Origin of the sequence: Rhodococcus sp. T2V (assembly GCF_029269925.1) — a bacterium.
GTDB lineage: Bacteria > Actinomycetota > Actinomycetes > Mycobacteriales > Mycobacteriaceae > Rhodococcus_F > Rhodococcus_F koreensis.
The window spans coordinates 1-19265 of record NZ_JARJBD010000028.1 but is presented as its reverse complement, the minus strand read 5'-3'; the positions used below and the strand labels follow the sequence as shown (position 1 = coordinate 19265).

At 67.1% G+C, this 19265-nt stretch carries 12 protein-coding genes and 2 pseudogenes; 7 read left to right on the top strand and 7 right to left on the bottom strand.

Annotation, left to right across the window (positions count from 1 at the left end; all coding sequences use genetic code 11):
• Positions 1-21: 21 nt before the first annotated feature.
• The gene (locus P3H15_RS23210) at positions 22-4794 is read right to left on the bottom strand and encodes an NAD-glutamate dehydrogenase (RefSeq protein WP_276139460.1); all 4773 of its coding nucleotides are present in this window, start codon (positions 4792-4794) and stop codon (positions 22-24) included.
• 152 nt (positions 4795-4946) lie between these two features.
• Positions 4947-6656 carry a CdaR family transcriptional regulator gene (locus P3H15_RS23205; RefSeq protein WP_276139379.1) on the bottom strand — a complete coding sequence of 570 codons (1710 nt, stop codon included), beginning with the start codon at positions 6654-6656 and terminating at the stop codon, positions 4947-4949.
• 164 nt (positions 6657-6820) lie between these two features.
• Here P3H15_RS23205 and pruA point away from each other — a divergent pair, with 164 nt between their 5' ends.
• The 3 genes from pruA to P3H15_RS23190 all read left to right on the top strand — a co-directional run bounded on the left by pruA (position 6821) and on the right by P3H15_RS23190 (position 9785).
• Positions 6821-8476, top strand: a complete 1656-nt coding sequence (gene pruA / locus P3H15_RS23200; RefSeq protein WP_276139378.1) for an L-glutamate gamma-semialdehyde dehydrogenase — start codon at positions 6821-6823, stop codon at positions 8474-8476.
• On the top strand, positions 8476-9447 hold the full coding sequence (locus P3H15_RS23195; RefSeq protein ID WP_276139377.1) for a proline dehydrogenase family protein: 972 nt from the start codon (positions 8476-8478) through the stop codon (positions 9445-9447). Before pruA ends, P3H15_RS23195 begins: the two co-directional genes overlap by 1 nt.
• An 89-nt stretch (positions 9448-9536) precedes the next feature.
• The gene (locus P3H15_RS23190) at positions 9537-9785 is read left to right on the top strand and encodes a hypothetical protein (protein WP_276139376.1); all 249 of its coding nucleotides are present in this window, start codon (positions 9537-9539) and stop codon (positions 9783-9785) included.
• A 367-nt stretch (positions 9786-10152) separates the two neighbouring features.
• Here the strand turns inward: P3H15_RS23190 and P3H15_RS23185 are convergent, their stop codons facing one another.
• Genes P3H15_RS23185 through P3H15_RS23175 form a run of 3 tightly spaced genes read right to left on the bottom strand, consistent with a single transcriptional unit; the run spans position 10153 to position 13401 of the window.
• Positions 10153-10839 (bottom strand): response regulator, encoded by a 687-nt coding sequence (locus P3H15_RS23185; RefSeq protein WP_276139375.1) that lies wholly within the window; start codon positions 10837-10839, stop codon positions 10153-10155.
• Between the two features lie 4 nt (positions 10840-10843).
• Positions 10844-11743 carry an oxaloacetate decarboxylase gene (locus tag P3H15_RS23180; protein WP_276139374.1) on the bottom strand — a complete coding sequence of 300 codons (900 nt, stop codon included), beginning with the start codon at positions 11741-11743 and terminating at the stop codon, positions 10844-10846.
• 50 nt (positions 11744-11793) lie between these two features.
• Entirely contained in the window at positions 11794-13401 is a 1608-nt protein-coding gene (locus P3H15_RS23175; protein ID WP_276139373.1) for a sensor histidine kinase, read from the bottom strand.
• Positions 13402-13546: 145 nt separating this feature from the next.
• On the opposite strand from P3H15_RS23175, the gene P3H15_RS23170 reads away from it, so the two are divergent.
• The 4 genes and pseudogenes from P3H15_RS23170 (at position 13547) to P3H15_RS23155 (ending at position 17817) form a co-directional block, all read left to right on the top strand.
• Positions 13547-14512: a tripartite tricarboxylate transporter substrate binding protein gene (locus P3H15_RS23170; protein WP_276139372.1), complete on the top strand. Its 966-nt coding sequence runs from the start codon at positions 13547-13549 to the stop codon at positions 14510-14512.
• Positions 14509-15024 carry a tripartite tricarboxylate transporter TctB family protein gene (locus P3H15_RS23165; protein ID WP_276139371.1) on the top strand — a complete coding sequence of 172 codons (516 nt, stop codon included), beginning with the start codon at positions 14509-14511 and terminating at the stop codon, positions 15022-15024. Before P3H15_RS23170 ends, P3H15_RS23165 begins: the two co-directional genes overlap by 4 nt.
• Position 15025: 1 nt before the next feature.
• Positions 15026-16483, top strand: a pseudogene (locus P3H15_RS23160) (tripartite tricarboxylate transporter permease); the annotation flags it as partial.
• Positions 16484-16806: 323 nt separating this feature from the next.
• Positions 16807-17817 (top strand): MFS transporter, encoded by a 1011-nt coding sequence (locus tag P3H15_RS23155; RefSeq protein ID WP_276139370.1) that lies wholly within the window; start codon positions 16807-16809, stop codon positions 17815-17817.
• A gap of 133 nt (positions 17818-17950) precedes the next feature.
• Here the strand turns inward: P3H15_RS23155 and cofC are convergent, their stop codons facing one another.
• Positions 17951-18592 carry a 2-phospho-L-lactate guanylyltransferase gene (cofC, locus tag P3H15_RS23150; protein ID WP_276139369.1) on the bottom strand — a complete coding sequence of 214 codons (642 nt, stop codon included), beginning with the start codon at positions 18590-18592 and terminating at the stop codon, positions 17951-17953.
• Positions 18589-19265: pseudogene (fbiC, locus tag P3H15_RS23145) on the bottom strand (7,8-didemethyl-8-hydroxy-5-deazariboflavin synthase); the annotation flags it as partial. The gene cofC and the pseudogene fbiC, both read right to left, overlap by 4 nt.

Below are 19265 nucleotides of genomic sequence, written 5' to 3'. Positions count from 1 at the left end.
GATGTGCCTCCGTGTCATTGGTCAGTCGGTCGATCGGCCGGTGCCGGCGCGGCCGACCATTGTTCGCACCTGCCGGGCCGCGACGGACAGCGTCGACAGGTCGGCCGGGTCGGCGGAAAAGATCTCGGTGAGGATCGAGCGGGCGCGGGCCAGTCGGGAGGTGTTGGTGGCCTCCCAGTCGGTGATCTTCTCGGCGGCGGTTTCGGCGGATTCCGAGCCGGAGAGCACGTCCAGGCACAGCAGTCGCATCGAGCCGTACACGTCGTCGCGCAGGGCGAGCCGGGCCAGGGCGTTCCAGCGGCCGGTGTCGTCGAGGCCGGAGATGGCGGTCAGCAGGTGATCGAGACCCAGGTGCGCGTTGAGGGTGTAATACAGCTCGGCAACCTCGTCGAGCGCCCGGCCTTCGAGATCGGCGACGTCGATGATGTCCATCGCGCAGAACCCGTGCAGCAGGCTGAGCACCGTCGTGGCGTGACGTTCGTCGGCGCCGCGGGCGACCAGTTGCGCCGCCCGGGTGCGCACGACCACCGCGTCCGGGCCCTGCAACCAGCCCGGAACCCTCGGCAGCAGGTGCTCGAAAGCCGTGCCGTATCGGGTGATCTCGGCGCCGATGGCGAGCGGCTGCGGCCGGTGGTGGAGCAACCACCGCGACAGCCGGTCGAGCAGCCGCCGCACCTCCGCCATCATGGCATCGGAGACCGCGGTGTTCGGTGCGTCCGTGTGAATCCGGGACATCAGTGCGGGCAGATCGGCGATCGCACTGGCCGCCGCGTAGGCGCGGACGGCGTCGACGGCGGAGGCGCCGGTGTCCTCGCAAAGCCTGAACACGTAGGTGATGCCGCCGGTGTCGACCACCTCGTTGGTGATTCCGGTGGCGATGATCTCGCGGCGCAGCCGGTGAGTGCGGATCGCGTCCGGATAGTCCTTCCGCAACCGGTCGGGGAAGTAGGCGAGCAGGCGGTCGGTGAAGGCATCCCCGTCGACGAGGTCGCCGGCCAGCAAGTCCGCCTTCAGCGCGAGTTTGACGTGCGCGGTCAGGGTCGCCAGTTCGGGGGAGGTCAGCCCGCGCCCCTGCTTGCCGCGTCGTTCCAGTTCGTTCTCATCGGGGAGGGCTTCGAGGGTGCGGTCGAGGCCTCGCTGCGTCTCGAGCGCCCGGATCTGGCGGGCGTGCACCCGCAGCTTCGCGGCCGCAGTGGCGCGGCTGGTGCCAAGGAGAGCGTTCTGGTCGACGTTGCCGGCCAGAACGAGTTTCTCGACGTCGTCGGTCATGTTCTGCAGCAACCGGTTCCGGGCATCGGGGTCGATGCGCCCGGTGGAGACGAGTCCGTCGAGGAGGATCTTGATGTTGACCTCGTGGTCGGAGCAGTCGACGCCGGCGGAGTTGTCGAGGGCGTCGGTGTTGATCCGGCCTCCGGCGAGGGCGAACTCGATGCGTCCGAGTGCGGTGGCGCCGAGGTTGCCGCCCTCGCCGATCACCTTCGCCCGCACCTGCCCGGCGTCCACGCGGACACCGTCGTTGGCCTTGTCCCCGACCTCGAGGTGCGTTTCACGGGCAGCCTTGACATAGGTGCCGATGCCGCCGTTCCACAGCAGGTCGACGGGGGCGCAGAGGATGGCCCGGATCAGGTCCTGCGGGGACAGCCGGGTCACGGTCGAGGTCAGGCCCAGTGCCTCGCGCATCTCGGCGGACACGGGAACCGATTTGGCGGTGCGGTCGAACACCCCTCCGCCGGTGCTGATCCGATCGGTGTCGTAGTCGTCCCAGGACGAGCGGGGCAGCGCGAACAGCCGGGCCCGCTCCCGGTACGACGTGGCCGGATCCGGGTTCGGATCGACGAAGATGTGCCGGTGATCGAACGCGGCCACGAGCCGGATGTGCTCGCTGAGGAGCATCCCGTTCCCGAAGACGTCGCCGCTCATATCCCCGACTCCGGCGACGGTGAAGTCCTCGTTCTGGGTGTCGACGCCCCTTTCCCGGAAATGCCGCTTGACGGACTCCCACGCGCCCTTGGCGGTGATGCCCATGGCCTTGTGGTCGTAGCCCACCGACCCGCCGGAGGCGAACGCGTCACCGAGCCAGAACCCGTACTCGGCGGCGACGGCGTTGGCGTCGTCGGAGAACGTGGCAGTGCCCTTGTCCGCGGCGACCACCAGGTACGGGTCGTCACAGTCGCGGCGCACCACCCCCGTCGGGGGCACGGTCGCACCCGTTTCCGGATGAACGTTGTCGGTGACATCGAGCAGCGCACCGATGAAGGCGCGGTAGCACCCGATACCCGCCGCTCGGAACGCCTCCCGGTCGGCGACGGGGTCTCCGGTCGCGGCCGGTGGCCTCTTGACGACGAAGCCACCCTTCGCGCCGACCGGGACGATGACCGCGTTCTTCACCGCCTGTGCCTTGACCAGGCCGAGGATTTCGGTGCGGAAGTCCTCGCGCCGGTCGGACCAGCGCAGCCCGCCGCGGGAGACGGCGCCGTAGCGCAGGTGCACGCCCTCGACGTGCGGGGAGTAGACGAACACCTCGAACCGCGGGCGCGGCTGCGGGAGTTGGGACAGCGCACCGGGCTCGAGTTTGAGGGCCAGGGCCGGCGAGCGCCGGACTCCGTCGCCGTTGCGGTAGTAGTTGGTGCGCACGGTGGCCCGCATCAGGTCGAGGTAGGCGCGCAGGATCCGGTCCGCCTCCAGACTGACGACCTCCTCGATCGCTCCGCCGATCTGCTCCGCAACGGCAGTGCTGTCGCGGCTCTGATCGGCGGCGGGGTCGAACAGGGCGGTGAACAGCTCGATCAGTGCCGCGCAGGTGCGGGGGTTGTCGACGAGCACGGCGGCGATGCGTCTGGTGCTGTAGGGGAACCCGATCTGCCGCAAGTACTTGGCGTGGGCCCGCAGCAGCGCCGCCTCGGTCCAGGCCAGGCCGACCCGCGTGACGAGGGCGTTGAAGGAGTCGACTTCGGCCGCGCCGGACCACGCGGCGACGAAGGTGTCGCAGAAGCGGCGGGCCAGGGTGTCCGGAGTCTCCGTGTCGCGTTCAGCGTCGACTGTCGCGGTGATGTCCGCGGATTCGTCGTGGTAGAGGCTGAACTCGTAGATCCACGTCGACAACCCGTCTTGCCGGGTCACCGGGTAGGGGCGTTCGTCGAGTACCTCGACGCCGAGACTGTGCAGGATCGGCAGGATGTCGCTGAGCGAGACGCGTTCACCGGCGACATACAGGGTGAATCGCAGTTCGGTGTGTTCGCCGGCCGGCCGGGTGTGAAGCGCGACGTCGACGCCGCCCGCCGCGAGGGCTTCGAGGCGGGCGATGTCGGCGGCCGCACGCGCCGCGGTGAAGTCGTGTTTGTAGGACGCGGGCAGCCGGTGAATGTAGCTCGTCCCGACCGACTCGGGCACACCGGTGCACTCGCGCAGGTGGTCGTGGAGCGCGTCGTCCCAGCCGCGGCAGACCCCCGCCAGACGGGACCGCACCTGTTCTTCGACGACGCTCCACTCCGAGTGGACGTCCAGCGCCTGGTCGTCGTTGGCGCGGAGGGTGAAATGCACCAGTGCGAGTGGGTTCTCGGTGACCCGCACCGTGTGGTCGACGGCGGTGCCGGGGAATCGTTCGAGCAGGGCGCGCTGCATGCCGGTGCGCACGGCCGTGGTGTAGCGGTCGCGTGGCAGGTAGACCAGCGCCGACAGCCACCGACGGTCGTCGGACGGACGCAGGAACAGCAGCAGGTCTTTGCGTTCGGCGGCACCGAGGACCGCCACCACGGTGCGGTGCAGGGTGTCGACGTCGAGCGCGAACAACTCCGGCCGCGGGTGGTCCTGGATGATTTCCAGCAGTGTCCGTCCGGTGTGGGAGTCGAGCCGGTAACCCGCCCTTGTGATGACCTCGCGGACGCGGTGGGCGAGAACCGGTATGTCGAGGACGTTCTCGTGCAGCGCATTGACGGTGAACGCACCGAGGAATCGGTGTTCGCCCAGCACCGCACCGGTTTCACCGAGATCGGGGACCGTGATCAGATGCGGTCGCAGCCCCCGGGAACTCGTGGGAAACTCCGGGCCCGGAATGACGGCGACCGGGGCCTGCATCACGCTGTCCGGGTCGACCGGAAATCGGGTCGTGCGGAACACCCCGAGTTCGTCGGCGATATCGGCGCCACGGCCCTGGTAGTGGTAGCCGAGGAAGGTGAAGTTCCCGCTGCCGAACCAGCCGAGCAGGTCGACGCTGTCGGAGAGTTCCCGCTGATTCCACGGCGTGGACACCGACGGCGTCGCGGCCAGTGTCGCGGCCACCCGCTGGGCACGTTCGAGCGTGGCGGGCCGGTCCGCGGCGATATTCCTGAGGGCGGTCAGCGCCTGCGCGAGATCGGCCTGCAGCTGCTCGGCCCGCGAATCTTCTATCGGGGCAGCCAGTTCGAACCGAATCCAGGATTCGGACGTCGCCTCGGTTCGGTCGGCGGCGACGTCGACGAGCGTGCCCGTCTCGTCTCGGATCACTGGGACGACGGGATGAAGCAGTCGAGCGATCACCGCTCCGCCGGATTCGACGACGCCGCTGAGCGTGTCGACCAGCAGCGGCATGTCGTCGGTGACGATGAGCACGGCCGGAACACGGCCGGCGGAGTGGAGGTGCACGATGTCGGTGCCCGGGAGGCGTCTCGTCGCGAGATCGAGATGTTCGCGCACGACGGTGTCCGCGGCGGCGTGATCGCCCGGGGCCGCATGGGGAAAGAACGCCGTTCGGAGACTTACGAGGGTCGCGGGAGGCGCCGCGGCGGGCCTCTCACGTATTCCGGAATGCACCGACATACTCACCGGGAGTTCACCGTTCCTTCGTCGAGGTCCACGCACGCGGCGCCGTTGCCGTGTACTGGTGCCAGTCAGTAAACCGATCGCGCCCGTCGAAGTATTGGGCTCGAGGTGAGAAAAGGAATCCCAGTTTTTGTTCTCTAGGCCAACTCTCAGGAGGCGGAGGAATTCGCCTCGCCGCGGCGTCGCAGGGCGAGCTGCAGTTCGAACAGCATCCGGTCGGAGGCGTCGTGCAGGTCGATGCCGACGATCTCCTCGACGCGGCGAATCCGGTAGCGCAGTGTGTTCGGATGTACTTGCAGGACAGCGGCGGCCGCGCGGACGTCGCCGTGTTCCGCGAGATAGGCTTCGGCGCTGTCCTGCAGGTTCGACGCGTGCTTGTCGTCGTAGTCGACGAGGGCGTCGAGCCGCGGGTCGTGCAGTTCCCGGTGTTCGGCGAGGAGGTCGAGGATCTCCCCGAACAGCACCGCGGTGCGCGATTCGGCGAGCGTGGTCACCCGGCCCTCGGGGAAGGTCGCGGCGGTGCCGTCGAGAACACGGTCGACCTCTCCCCGTGCTCCGGCGACCTGCCCCAGATCGGGCACCGGGATCGCGATCGCGGCACGCAGGGCGATCGACCGCTTCGCCTCGAACTGCTCGACGAGTTGCCGGGTCCACGTGGTCACCGATTTCGGGCTCGTGTAGCGCGGGAGCAGCACGTAGGCGCGCTCTCCGATGATCGTCGCCACGGAGTCGCGGCGAAAGGAACTGGCCTGCAGGCGCAGCATGCTGCCCAGTTCCGTGAGCCGGCCGCCGCCGGCGGTCTCGGTGGCACTGACCGCAAAACCGACGACCGCAGCGGGCCCGGTCGCCGACAGGTTCAGGGCACTGACCACGGACGGGACGTCCACACCACCCCCACGGGCGCCGAACAGCCGCTGGATCAGCAGGCCCTCGGTGGATGGCGCATTGAGACTGCGGGAGATGATCCGCGCTGCGATCGCGGACGCGCCCCGCAACACGTCCTCGGCGTCGTCGGCGAACGGCGCCACCCCCTGTTGCAGCCAGATGGACCCGAGCGTGCGCGCCGATGTCGTGGCGTCGTCGGAGGACTGCCGGATGCTGACCACCAGCCGCCGCTTCGTGCCGAGCTTGCGATGGGCGGGAACGTCGATGACCTCGTCGCTGCTGCGGAGACGGTCGAAAACCCCCCACCGCTGCAGTGCCCGCAGGTAGTCGCGGGGCCCTTCGCGGCCGAGGATCGACAGCGTCCGCAACTCGTCCGCGGCCTCGTCGGAGGCGGAGTAGGCCAGCACGTGCGATTGCGCGTCCTCGATCGACACCATGCCGCCGGCGTTCTGGGCGACGATCTGCGCGAGCCCGAACAGGTCGGTGTCGGTGGCCAGCAGATCCGGATCACCCAGGCCCGTGCTGCGGCGGGAGCGGTCCAGCATGCGTTGCACCAGCGGGAACACGTGATCCCAGCGGGCCTTCGGGTGCACCGCCACCAACGCGACACCGGCGCGCCGCGCCGCTGCCTGTAGCGCCGTCGACGTGGCCGCATTCTTGGACATCACCGCCCTTACCCGGTGCTCGGACGGGCGGAGGGCAATGCCGTCGAACCAGCGCACGGCCTCCGTCTTGCCGATCCCGACGTGCAGGTACAGGTCCGGCAGCGGCGATTGCGAATCGGTCTCGGTGGCCAGGTCGGAGCTGTCGACGAGTGCGACGGAGGACAGCGCGATCTCGGTGCCGGCCGGCGCGTCGATCAGTTCGACGACCGAGGTGTCGAGGGCGCTGAGAAGCTCACGCAGCGTGATGCTTCCGGTGGCACGGCCGGACGAATCGGTTGAACCCCCATGGGTTCCGCCTTCAGAATTCACGGGACGATCTCCACTTCGGGATCACACGAGCAGTTGGCTGATTGTACAACTCCAATAATAGAGATTTGTTCGACTGGCTCATTCTTTTGCCGCCGTGCTGGTGTTGACTACGGCTAGTTCGTTGCGGCGGCCGTCTTCGCCGCCACATCTCGTAGGAGGGTTTCATGGACGCCGTCACCACCACCCCGCAGCCCGTCAACGAGCCGGTCGGCAGTTTCGCACCGGGCAGCCCCGAGCGTGCCCGGCTGCAGGCGAAGCTCGTCGAACTCGGGTCGAACCCCACCGAGATCCACCACGTCATCGGCGGAGCGCACCGACGCGGCAACAACCCGACGATCGACGTCGTCCAGCCGCACCGGCATGCCGCGGTGCTGGGCACCTTCACCAACGCCGGCACACAGGACATCCAGGACGCGGTCGCCGCGGCCACCGCCGCCGCCCCGGCCTGGCGAGCCCTCTCCTTCGAGGACCGCGCCGCGGTGTTCCTGCGCGCCGCCGACCTACTGTCCGGACCCTGGCGCGAAACACTCGCCGCCGCAACCATGCTCGGCCAGTCCAAGACCGCATACCAGGCCGAGATCGACACCCCGTGCGAACTCATCGACTTCTGGCGGTTCAACGTCCACTTCGCCCGCCAGATCCTCGCCGACCAGCCGATCTCCTCCCCCGGCGTCTGGAACAAACTCGAATACCGCCCCCTCGAGGGCTTCGTCTACGCCATCACCCCGTTCAACTTCACCGCCATCGCCGGCAACCTGCCCACCGCACCCGCCCTGATGGGCAACACCGTGATCTGGAAGCCCTCGCAGACACAGGCCGTCGCCGCGTACTGGACGATGACACTGCTCGAGGCCGCCGGACTGCCGCCCGGCGTGATCAACCTCGTCAACGGTGCCGGCGCCGCCGTCTCCGACGTCGTTCTCGCCGACCCCCGGCTCGCGGGAATCCACTTCACCGGTTCCACCGCCACGTTCCAGCACCTGTGGCGCCAGGTCGGCAACAACATCTCGAACTACCACTCCTACCCGCGGCTGGTCGGCGAAACCGGCGGCAAGGACTTCGTCCTCGCCCACAGCTCCGCCAACCCCGACACCCTCACCACCGCCCTGCTCCGCGGCGCCTTCGACTACCAGGGCCAGAAATGCTCCGCCGCCTCCCGCGCGTTCGTCCCGAAATCGGTGTGGGCGAAGATGGGTGACGACCTCATCGAGAAGGCATCGACGCTGAAATACGGTGACGTCACCGACTTCTCGAACTTCGGCGGCGCCGTCATCGACAAGCGGGCCTTCGACCGCAACGCCGACGCCCTCGCCCGCGCCAAGGCCACCCCCGGCCTGACCATCGCCGCCGGCGGCCACGTCGACGACAGCGTCGGGTACTTCGTCGACCCCACCGTCCTCCTCGGCGACGACCCCACCGACGACGCCTTCCGCACCGAATACTTCGGGCCGATCCTGTCCGTCCACGTCTACGACGACTCCGCCGCCGGATCCTTCGACACCGTGCTCGACGTGGTCGACAAGGGCTCGAAGTACGCGCTGACCGGGTCGATCATCGCCGACGACCGCACCGCGATCGCCCAGGCCACCGACGACCTGCGGTTCGCCGCCGGCAACTTCTACATCAACGACAAGCCCACCGGCGCCGTCGTCGGACAGCAACCCTTCGGCGGTGCCCGCGCCTCGGGCACCAACGACAAGGCCGGCTCCCCACAAAACCTCCTCCGCTGGGCCTCCGCCCGCACCATCAAGGAAACATTCGTCCCCGCCACCGACCACCGCTACCCGCACCAGGGCGCCGACACCTCCGAGGACATCTGATGGCATTCTCCGCCCTGCTCCGCCCCGCCCTGCTGGCCGTCGCCCGCTCGCCTCGGATGGAACGCACCGTCACCAAGATCCCGGTGACCCGGAGCCTCGTCGACCGGTTCGTCGCCGGCGAGACCGAGGACCAGGCGATCGCCGCGACCACGTCGATCCTCGATACCGGCCGCTACATCACCATCGACCACCTCGGCGAGGACACCACCGATGCGGCGCAGGCCGACGCCACCGTGTCGCACTACCTCACCCTGCTGTCCGACCTGGCTGCCCTCAGCCAGAAGACTGCGTCGACGTCGCCGGACTCGGTTCGCAATGTCGAGGTCTCGTTGAAGCTGTCCGCCCTGGGTCAGTTCCTGCCCCGCGACGGACACAAGGTGGCCCTCGAGAACGCGCACAAGATCTGCACCGCAGCCGAGGAGGCCGGCGCGTGGGTCACCGTCGACGCCGAGGACCACACCACCACCGACTCGACGCTGTCGATCGTCCGCGAACTCCGCAAGGACTTCCCGTCCCTCGGCACCGTGCTGCAGGCGTACCTGAAGCGCACCGAGGCCGACTGCCGGGACCTGCCCGGCCCCGGATCGCGCATCCGGCTGTGCAAGGGCGCCTACAAGGAACCCGCCTCGGTCGCGTACCAGGGCAAGGAGGCGGTCGACGAGGCCTACCTGCGGTGCCTGCGCATCCTGATGAACGGCCAGGGCTACCCGATGGTCGCCTCCCACGACCCGGCCATGATCGAGGCCGCCCTGCAACAGGCGAAGGCCAAGGGCCGCACCGCTTACGAATTCGAAATCCAGATGCTCTACGGCATCCGCGACGCCGAACAACTCCGCCTGATCGGAGAGAACAAGCACCTGCGGGTGTACCTCCCCTACGGCGAGCAGTGGTACGGCTACTTCATGCGCCGACTCGCCGAACGCCCCGCCAACCTGACATTCTTCCTCCGGTCATTGAGGTCACACAGCTAGGCGTTCCTCCTGCAGGACAGCGGGTCTGGCTCGACCTCCGCGGTCGAGCCAGACCCGCACTCGCCCAGCTCACAACGAGGTGCACAGGGATGAACGAGACCAACTTCAATTACATGATCACCTTCGCAAAGAAGTGGCGCCACCGGGGCGGAGGATCCGGCGAGGACATCCTCGTCGAATTCGGACTTTCGCAGGCCGAGTACTTTCGTCAACTGCAGATGATTCTCGACGAACGTGCCGGCGCAGCATCGGATCTTCCTCCCGACCTCCGTCACGAACTGCTGTCGATCTGCCGTTCTCGTCTGCTGCCACAGACGCCGCAACAACATTCGTGGTGATTCATACGTGCTATGGGATACACCAGCGTCCTGCTCGGTTCCGGGACGGTTCACCGCGTGGCCGGCGCCAGCACACGAACCGGTGTTCCTACCCCTGGACCGAATGACCGCCAAATGCCGTCGGTTGGTGAACCAGACATTGCCGCGCAGTGGTTCCCACCGGCGACGCCGCTACGTGGCATGACCCACTGGGTGATGTGCGCGGTGCTTCGACATCGGAGGTCGAGTTCTCACTGATGGCCGAATCCGACCCGTTCTGCTCCGTGGGCATCGACGGTCGCTTTCCGCGTTTCGACCCCTCTCTCGATCGACGCAATGCGTTCCCATTCGTCGTCATTCACGATCGTCCACGTAGAACCTGGCGGCCCTACCGTGCCGTTCGGTACAGGCGTTCGGGTCGGCCGCCGCCATACTTGTGACGGACTGTGGCCTCTCCCGATTCCACGAGGTATTCGAGGTATCGGCGGACTGTGGAACGCGCCATCCCGGTAGCCTGCCCGCATTCGGTGGCCGACAACTCCTGACCCGCGGCCAGGGCGTTCCGGACCAGGTCGAGGCTCTCGTTGCTGAGACCTTTCGGAGGCGGTGATACCGGGGTCCGTCGGCCCGGCAGGAGTGAGAACGCGGCGTCGATCGCGGTTTGATCGGTGTTGCCCTTTTCCAGCCGGGCGGCGGCGTAACCCAGAATTCGGGCCTTGAGTTCGTCCAAATCGAACGGTTTGACCAGATACTGGGCTGCGCCGCCACGCAGAGCCGCTTTCACTGAGTCTGCGTCGCGTTCGGCGGTGACAACGATGGCATCGACGTCGTCACCGCGTTCCCGCAGACGTCTGAGTACCTCGAGACCGTTGAGGTCAGGCAGGTGAACATCGAGCAGGATCAGGTCCGGCGCCAAGGCGGCAACCATGTCCAATGCCTTCGCTCCGGTTCCCGCCGTTCCGACCACACGGAACCCGTCAACTTCGTGGTTGACGAGTTCGGCGTGGATGCTCGCCACCATGAAGTCGTCGTCGACGACGAGCACCGTCAGCTCGCTGTTGTCTCGAGGCCGCATGGTGTCACGATACGGGCAGCTCGGCCTGTCCGGATCCCCGCACGAACCGCTCCTCGATCTCGAAGTACGAGTCGATCGCCATCAGGTGGTTCCACTCGTCAGGTGTCGCCATGAGCGGGCGGATGCTGGTGCTCTGTCCCTCTTCGCGCAGGACCTTCAGAGCCCGTTGGGCGGCCGCGACCATGGAGTAACGGATTACCCCGGGGTAGATGGCCGCAGAGAATCCCAGGTCACCGATCTCGGAGACGTGCTTGGTCGACAGTGGTCCCTTTTCTTCGACGAGGGTCAGGACCGGTGCGCCGTCGACGATCGACAGCAGTGTTGCGATGTCGTCCGGTTCGCGGACACCGACGACGAGGACGGCGTCGGCTCCGGCGTCGATCGCGCGTTTGGCCCGTTGTGCAGCGGCCTCGACCCCGAGCGTGCTCGCGGCGTCGGTACGGGCGATGATCTGGAAATCCGGGTCCTGACGCGCCCAGAGGGCAGCCTCGATCTTGCCGAGGTATTCGCGTTCGCTGACCACCGGAATAGGTATGTCGAGGACGCCGCAGCGCTTGGGGGTCACCTGGTCCTCGAGCTTGATCGCGGCGACACCGGCGTTCTCGAATTCGGCGACGGCCCGGGTGACGTTGAGCGCGCTGCCGTAGCCGGTGTCGGCGTCGAAGATCGCCGGAATATCTACGGCCCCAGCTATATTGTGAGCGACCTGGGCGCTTTCGGTGAGAGTCACCAGTCCGATGTCGGGTTTGCCGAGCAGGCTGGCGGCGATCCCGTTTCCTGTCACGCTGACGGCCTGGAAGCCGGCGGCTTGAGCGAGGCGTGCGGACAGACCGTCGAAGACGGACGGAATCTGCACGATCTGGGGGTCACGAAGTAGTTGCTTGAGTTTCTGGCGCGCGTTCACGGTTCTCCTTTTGCTCGGGAGTTCACCGTCCTTCGTGGTCGGGGTCACAGTCAATCTTGAGGCGGTAAGTTCTGTTGTGCTCGTTGTGGCAACGGGATGCTCGCGGTGAATACGGCTCCGTCATCGTTGCGAACGCCGATCTCACCGCCGCGCTGATCGCAGACGGCTTTGGCGAGCGCAAGACCGAATCCGCGTGTGCGATCCGTGGATTTGGTGCTCACTCCGCGCTCGAATATCGAGTCCATTACTTCGGTGTCGACGCCGGGGCCGTTGTCCCGCACCTCGACGACGATCCGGTCGGCGGTCTCGACCACCTCGAGCCGCACGGTTCGCCCCGGGACCCCTGCGCAGGCCTCGAGGGCGTTGTCGACGAAGTTGCCCATGACGGTTTCGAGGGTGGCCGCGAGGTCGAGCGACAGAATCCCGACGTGGGTGTGTTCGGACATCGTGAGGTCGACGCCGCGCTCGGAGGCCACCGAACCCTTGGCGACCACCAGAGCGGCCAGCGTCGGGTCCTCGATGCGGGAGGTCACCGCCTGCATGAACTGGTTGTGCCCTGCCTGAACCTCGGTCACGTACCGGCGGGCTCGGTCGGCGTGGCCGAGGCGGAGCAGACCGGCGATCGTGTGCAGGCGGTTGGAGAACTCGTGGGTCTGCGCCCGGAGTGCGTCGGCGGTATGCCGAGTGGTGTCGAGTTCTTGTCGCAGGCCCCATAGTTCGGTGCGGTCGCGCAGCGTCACCACCGACCCGATGACCCGGCCGTGGGTGCTGACCGGCATGCGGTTGAGCACCACGTTGCGGGTGCTGGTGTCGAGCACCCTGTCGGTGGCGCTCTTCTGATCGGTGAGCGCAGCGACGACGTCGCCCGGCAGATCGAGTTCGTGCAGGCTCTTGCCGACGGAGTCGGCGGGAAGCCCGAGCAGGTGGCATGCCTCGGAGTTGACGATGGTGACCCGATGCTGCAGATCCAGTCCGATCACACCTTCCTTGATGCCGTACAACAGCGCTTCTCGGTGTTCGACGAGTCCGGTGATGTCGCGGGGTTCGAGTCCGAGGGTCTGCCGTTTGATGCGTCTGGCGAGCAGCGCGGATCCGGCAATTCCGATCGCGCTCGCGACCCCGAGGTAGATCAGCAGGTCCGGGACCGCGGACGTCAATCGTGTGCCCACGCTCGGCGCGTAGCGGCCGATCACGACGTACCCGAGCCGCTCCCGGTTGTCCGGGTCCAAGATCGGAACGTGCGCCTGGATGGAGGACTTCCCGTCGGGCAGCTCCTGGGGTCCGACCCACGCCCGCCCGGACTGCACATCACTTTCACCGAAATCCCATGCGCCGGTGAGATGGTCGGGATCCTGGCTGGCAACGACATCCCCACTGTCGTCGATGACGACGACGAAATCGGCTCCGGAGACCGATTGCACGCGGGCCGCGGCGGGTGGGATCGCGTCGATGGGCAGACGGCCGGCCAATCCCGACCGGACCACCGTGTCGGTCGCGAACGTTTCCGCAAGCCCGAGGACGCGGTTGCCGGTCGAGCGACGGAAATCGCTCGTCGACTGGACGTAGGTGATGGCCACGACGACGCCGAGGACTGCGAGAATGATGGCGACCTGGAGCACGAGGAGTTGACGCGCCAAGGGCAGCCGACCGAGCCTCACCCCGTCGATCCTAGGCCAGGAAACCCCATCCCAGGTGCCTGGATCGGGAGCATAACGAGCACAACCATCGTTGCCAGCGCAAGCGTGACACGAGCGGTGGTGTGGATCACTCTTCCTGTCAGACCCATCACAGGAGGTACAGATTATGAACCGGCTCACCAAAGGCGTGCTGGCCACCGCGGCCGTGGCCGTCAGCCTCGTTGCCACTGCGTGCGGCGGCGTGTCCGGAGGCGAGGGCGGTCAGTTCCGCTACATGGTGCCCAATGCCGCAGGCAGCGGCTGGGACAACACCGCTCGGACCGCGGCCAAGATCATGGAAGAAGACAAGATCGCCGACCGCATCGACGTGTTCAACGTCGACGGGGCGAACGGCACGGTCGGGCTCTCCCGGCTCGTCGCCGACGACGGGAACGGCGCCCTCGTGATGCAGATGGGGTACGGGCTCGTCGCTGCCACCGTCTCGCAGTCCTCGTCGACCACGTTCGCCGACACCACCCCCGTCGCGAAACTGCTCGACGAGTACCTGGCAGTCGTCGTTCCCGCAGATTCACCCTTCAACAACCTCGACGACCTCCTGGCCGGCTGGAAGGCGAACCCCCGCCTCAACGCCGGCGGTGGGTCGGCCATCGGTGGCGCCGACCATGTCGCCACCCTCCTCATGGCCGACGCGAACGGCATCGCACGCACGGACGTCAACTACGTGAGCTTCAGCGGCGGACTGCTCCCCGCAGTCCTCGGCGGCCAGGTCGACTTCGCCGTCACCAGTGCCGCGGACGCGGTCGAGCAGATCGAGGCAGGCAAGCTCAAGGCGATCGCCGTCACCGGCGAAAGACGCTTCGACGCGCTGCCCGACGTCCCCACCCTCACCGAATCCGGCACCGACGTCGTCGTGGCCAACTGGCGCGGGGTCGTCGCCCCGCCCGGCCTCGACGAGCAGGAAACCCAGAACCTGATCGACACCTTCACCGCCCTACACGAGAGCCAGGGCTGGAAAGACGCCGTCGAACGCAACGGCTGGGTGGACGCCTTCGTCACCGGCGACGAGTTCGGCACCTACCTCGACCAGCAGGCCGTGCAGATCAGGGCCGCACTCGACGGGCTCGAACAGTGAGCACCCCCACCTCCGCGGCGCGCACCTTTCTCGCGGGCAAGTCCGAACTGTGCGTCGCCGCCCTGCTCTTCGTCCTCGGCTCAGTGGCACTCGTGGACGCCGCAACGTTGACCGACAACGCGGCCACCCGCGGCCCGCTCAATTCGGCCACTGTGCCGATCGTCGTCGGAACCCTGCTCGTGGTCGTCAGCATCGCACTCGCGGTCAACGTACTGCGCGGCGGTACCGGGGACATGGAAAGCGGCGAGGACATCGACCTCGACCAGCCGACCGCCTGGGTGCCGTTCGTCGCTCTCGCCGGAGTCTTCCTCGCCAATGCCGTGCTCATGGAGTCGCTCGGCTGGCCGATCACCGGCACCGTCCTGTTCTGGGGCGCCGCAACCGCGCTGGGCAGCAAGCACCTGATACGCAACCTGATCGTCGCCGCCGCCATCGCGTTCGGCAGCTACGCCCTGTTCGCCTACGGACTCGGCGTCAACCTCCCGGCCGGCCTTCTCCACGGGGTGATCTGACATGGAATCGCTGAACCTGCTCCTCGACGGCTTCGCCTCGGCCCTCACCCCGACGCATCTGCTGTTCGCGCTCATCGGGGTCATTCTCGGCACCGCGGTCGGCGTCCTGCCGGGCATCGGCCCGGCAATGACCGTCGCGCTGCTACTGCCGGTGACCTACAGTCTCGACGCGTCGGGCGCCATCATCATGTTCGCCGGCATCTACTACGGCGGCATGTACGGCGGGTCGACCACCTCGATCCTGCTCAACACCCCAGGCGAAGCGTCGTCGGTGATGACCGCGCTCGAGGGCAACAAGATGGCCAAACTCGGCCGCGCCAGCCAAGCCCTCGCCACCGCCGCCCTCGGCTCGTTCGTCGCAGGCACCATCGCCACCGGTCTGCTGGTCATGGTGGCCCCGTTCGTGGTCGATCTCGCCCTCGCGATCACCCCCGCCGACTACTTCGCCCTGATGGTCCTCGCCTTCGGCGCCGTCACCCTCGTCCTCGGCTCATCCCGAATCCGCGGCCTGGCCTCCCTCGGCATCGGCCTGTTCATCGGCCTGGTCGGCATCGACATGTCCACCGGGCAGGACCGGCTGACCTTCGGCGTCCCGCAGTTGCTCGACGGCATCGATGTCGTCATCGTCGCGGTCGGCATCTTCGCCCTCGGCGAAACCCTGTGGACGGCAATGCACCTGCGCCGCCGCCCCGCCGAGATCATCCCCGTCGGGCGCCCGTGGATGGACCGATCCGACTGGTCCCGGTCGTGGAAGCCCTGGCTGCGCGGTGCGGCAATCGGATTCCCCTTCGGTGCCATGCCAGCAGGCGGAGCCGAACTGCCGACCTACCTGTCCTACGTCACCGAGCGGAAACTGACCCGCAAACCCGAGGAGTTCGGTCACGGCGCCATCGAAGGCGTCGCCGGTCCGGAGGCGGCCAACAATGCCTCCGCCGCCGGAGTGCTCGTGCCTTTGCTCACGCTGGGCCTGCCGACCTCGGCGACCGCCGCCGTTCTGCTCGCCGCCTTCCAGCAATACGGAATCCAGCCCGGACCATTGCTTTTCGAGCACGAACCGGAACTGGTCTGGGGTCTGATCGCCAGCCTGTTCATCGGCAACATCCTGCTGCTGGTGCTGAATCTGCCGCTGGCACCGCTGTGGGCGAAACTCCTGCGCATTCCCCGTCCCTACCTGTATGCGGGCATCCTCGGCTTCGCCTCGGTCGGCGCCTACGCCGCCGACGGCACACCCATCGGTCTCTATCTGCTCCTCGCCATGGGTTTGCTCGGAGTCCTGATGCGGCGCTACGGATTGCCGATTGTCCCGGTCATCATCGGCGTGATCCTCGGCCCGCCGGCCGAACAGCAACTCCGCCGCGCTCTGCAACTGAGCGACGGAGACCCGGCCGTGCTGGTGCACTCCCCGTTCTCCATCGCCATGTACACCCTGCTCGCACTCGCCCTCATCGTCCCGCTGCTCTGGCGGTGGCGGGCCTCACGCAAGCAGGTACCCGGCGTGCGGGAAGTGTCCGACATCGACACCGACACCGGTATCAACGGGATCGCTACCGGTGACCACGCCGATAAGGAACTTGCCAAGTCCACGGCAACACAGAGTGCCACGAACGATCGACGGGAGGAAGCGACACTGAGGCCCGCACAACGATGGGTGAACCCGGCCGACCCGAACGGTGGCGGACCTGGGCTCCTCTGGGGGTCCACGCCGTCACCGTTCAGGCTGTGGGATTTTCCGTACGTCCCGCCGTGTCCTATGCGGCACTGGACGCAGGAATTCCCACGGCGATGCTCGGCGTCCTCTCCGCGAGTTTTGCACTGGCCCCGCTGATGCTTGCGCTGCCTGTGGGTAGAGCGGTCGACCGGGTCGGGGAACGCTCGATCCTCGTTGTCGGGGCGAGTGTCATGATCCTCTCGTGCCTGATTCTTCTGGCCGGTAGACACGACATCGCGTGGCTGGTAGCAGGTCTGATACTTGCCGGGGTCGGCCATCTGTTGTGCGTGACAGGCGAACAGACCGCAGTCGCTGCCATGACCACGGGATCGAGCGACTCCAGGTTCGGGGCGTACACATTCGCCACCTCACTCGGTCAGGCTGTCGGACCATTGCTGATGACCTTGGGGAGTGGCAGTGCACCCTCGATCGCACCGGTGCTGACCTGCGCCCTGGCCTTCTCCTCCCTGACTTTCGTCACCTCCTTCGCGCTGGGCCGCAGGCAGCGCGAAGTGTCGACCCGCCCCGGCGGTTCTGCGTCGTCACTTCTCCGAGAACGCAAGTTTCGACGCGCGGTGCTGCTCAGTGCCATCGTCATGGCCGCCGTCGATATCACGCTGGTGTTCCTTCCCGCACTCGGACGAGAAGTCGGGATCAGCGCGGCGTTCATCGGTTGGGTGCTTGGGGCGCGGGCCGTCGCGTCCATGGCTGTGCGGACGGTGACAGGGCGATTGGTCAGTGCGCTCGGTCGACGAGCAGTATTGACGGCCGGAATACTCTCGGCAGCTATCGCATTTGTCTCCGTTGCGATATGGCCCACACCCAGTGTCCTATTGATCGGTGCCATCGCAGCCGGCGCCGGACTCGGTGTGTGCCAGCCGATCACCATGTCGTTGGTCGCCGACATCGCCCCCAAGAACCAGCGTGGGACCGCCATGTCCCTGCGCCTACTCGGCAACAGGCTCAGCGTCGTGCTCGTACCCGGTGTGATGGGGGCCGTCACGGCCTCAGCGGGCGCTTCCAGTGTACTCAGCGCAACCGCAGTCCTACTCTTCATCGGATTCGCAGCCTCGGTGCGCCAGTGAACGACCGGACCCGCCCTGCAGCTGACCTCCTCACCACAATCCCACCCCTCAGCGAGGGACAGCATTCATGATGCCAATTCCACTAACAGCCAACGAGATACGTAAGTCATTCAACCGAAGTGCGGTTGCAGTACTACACGGGCACTCGCCAGCGATCGAGGATCTTCTTGGTTGCGTTGCCCGGGCTTTGCGCATGCCGTTGGCGAAGATCGTCGAGTACGTCTATGTCGTTGCGCAGGTTGGGGACTGGAACATCGAGTGCGGCGAGGCCGGCCTCGGTATGAGCTCTCGCCGAGTTCGGACCGAAACGGTGCACCACCGCCTCGGTCGAGGCGGCTGTCACGCATGTCGTGCCCGTGCCGGCGACGTCAGCCAGGAAGGCCCGCAGGCGGCCGCGCGCAGAGGCGAGCAGCAGGTCGAACGCGTCGGTGGTCGCATAGGGCAGGTCCGGAAGGACGACGGCCACCGACCCCGAATGGCGCAACCGCCGGAGCCTTTCGATGCCACGATCGATCGCGGCGGGGAGGCCGATCTCCCCGTCGGGGACGATGTCGCAGCGCCCCCGCACCCACCCCTGAACGGTGGCGTCACGCGAGACCACCACGATCCGCTCCACCTCAGTGCTGCGTTCGAGCGCGGTGATCGTGTCGAGGAAGAACGCCAACGCGAGTTGCGCACGCATCACGTCGGATTCGGTCTGAAGTCGACTCTTCGCCGTCCTTAAGGATCTGATCGGCACCACCACCGCGTAGCCGCCGAACCCATTCGCGTTCATAGCAATGCCGGCAGGGTGTGCGGGTAGGTGTGGGTGGTGGTGCGTTCGCGGGCGGGGCGGCCGATGCCCTCGGCGATGGCCCGCAACTCTGCGACGGTCTTCTCCGATCCGTGCTCGGAGCCGGCCATCCGGGAGATCGTCTCCTCCATCAGCGTGCCCCCGAGATCGTTCGCCCCACCCTGCAACATCACCTGGGTGCCGGTCACCCCCAACTTGACCCAACTGGTCTGAATGTTCGGGATCCGCCCGTGCAACATGATCCGCGCCAACGCGTGCACCGCCCGGTTGTCCCGGTTGGTCGGACCCGGCCGCGACGCCCCCGCCAGATACAGCGGCGCACTCTGATGCACGAACGGCAACGGCACGAACTCGGTGAACCCACCGGTGCGGTCCTGAATCCCGGACAACACCCGCAGATGCCCCACCCAGTGCTTCGGGTTGTCGACATGCCCGTACATCATCGTCGAACTCGACCGCAACCCCACCTCGTGCGCGGTGGTCACCACCTCCACCCAGGTGGCGGTGGGCAACTTGCCCTTGGTGAGCACCCACCGCACCTCGTCGTCGAGGATCTCCGCGGCGGTGCCGGGAATGGTGTCCAGACCGGCCTCGCGCAACTCGGTCAGCCAGTCCCGGATGCTCTGCCCACCCCGGGAGGCGCCGTTGACGATCT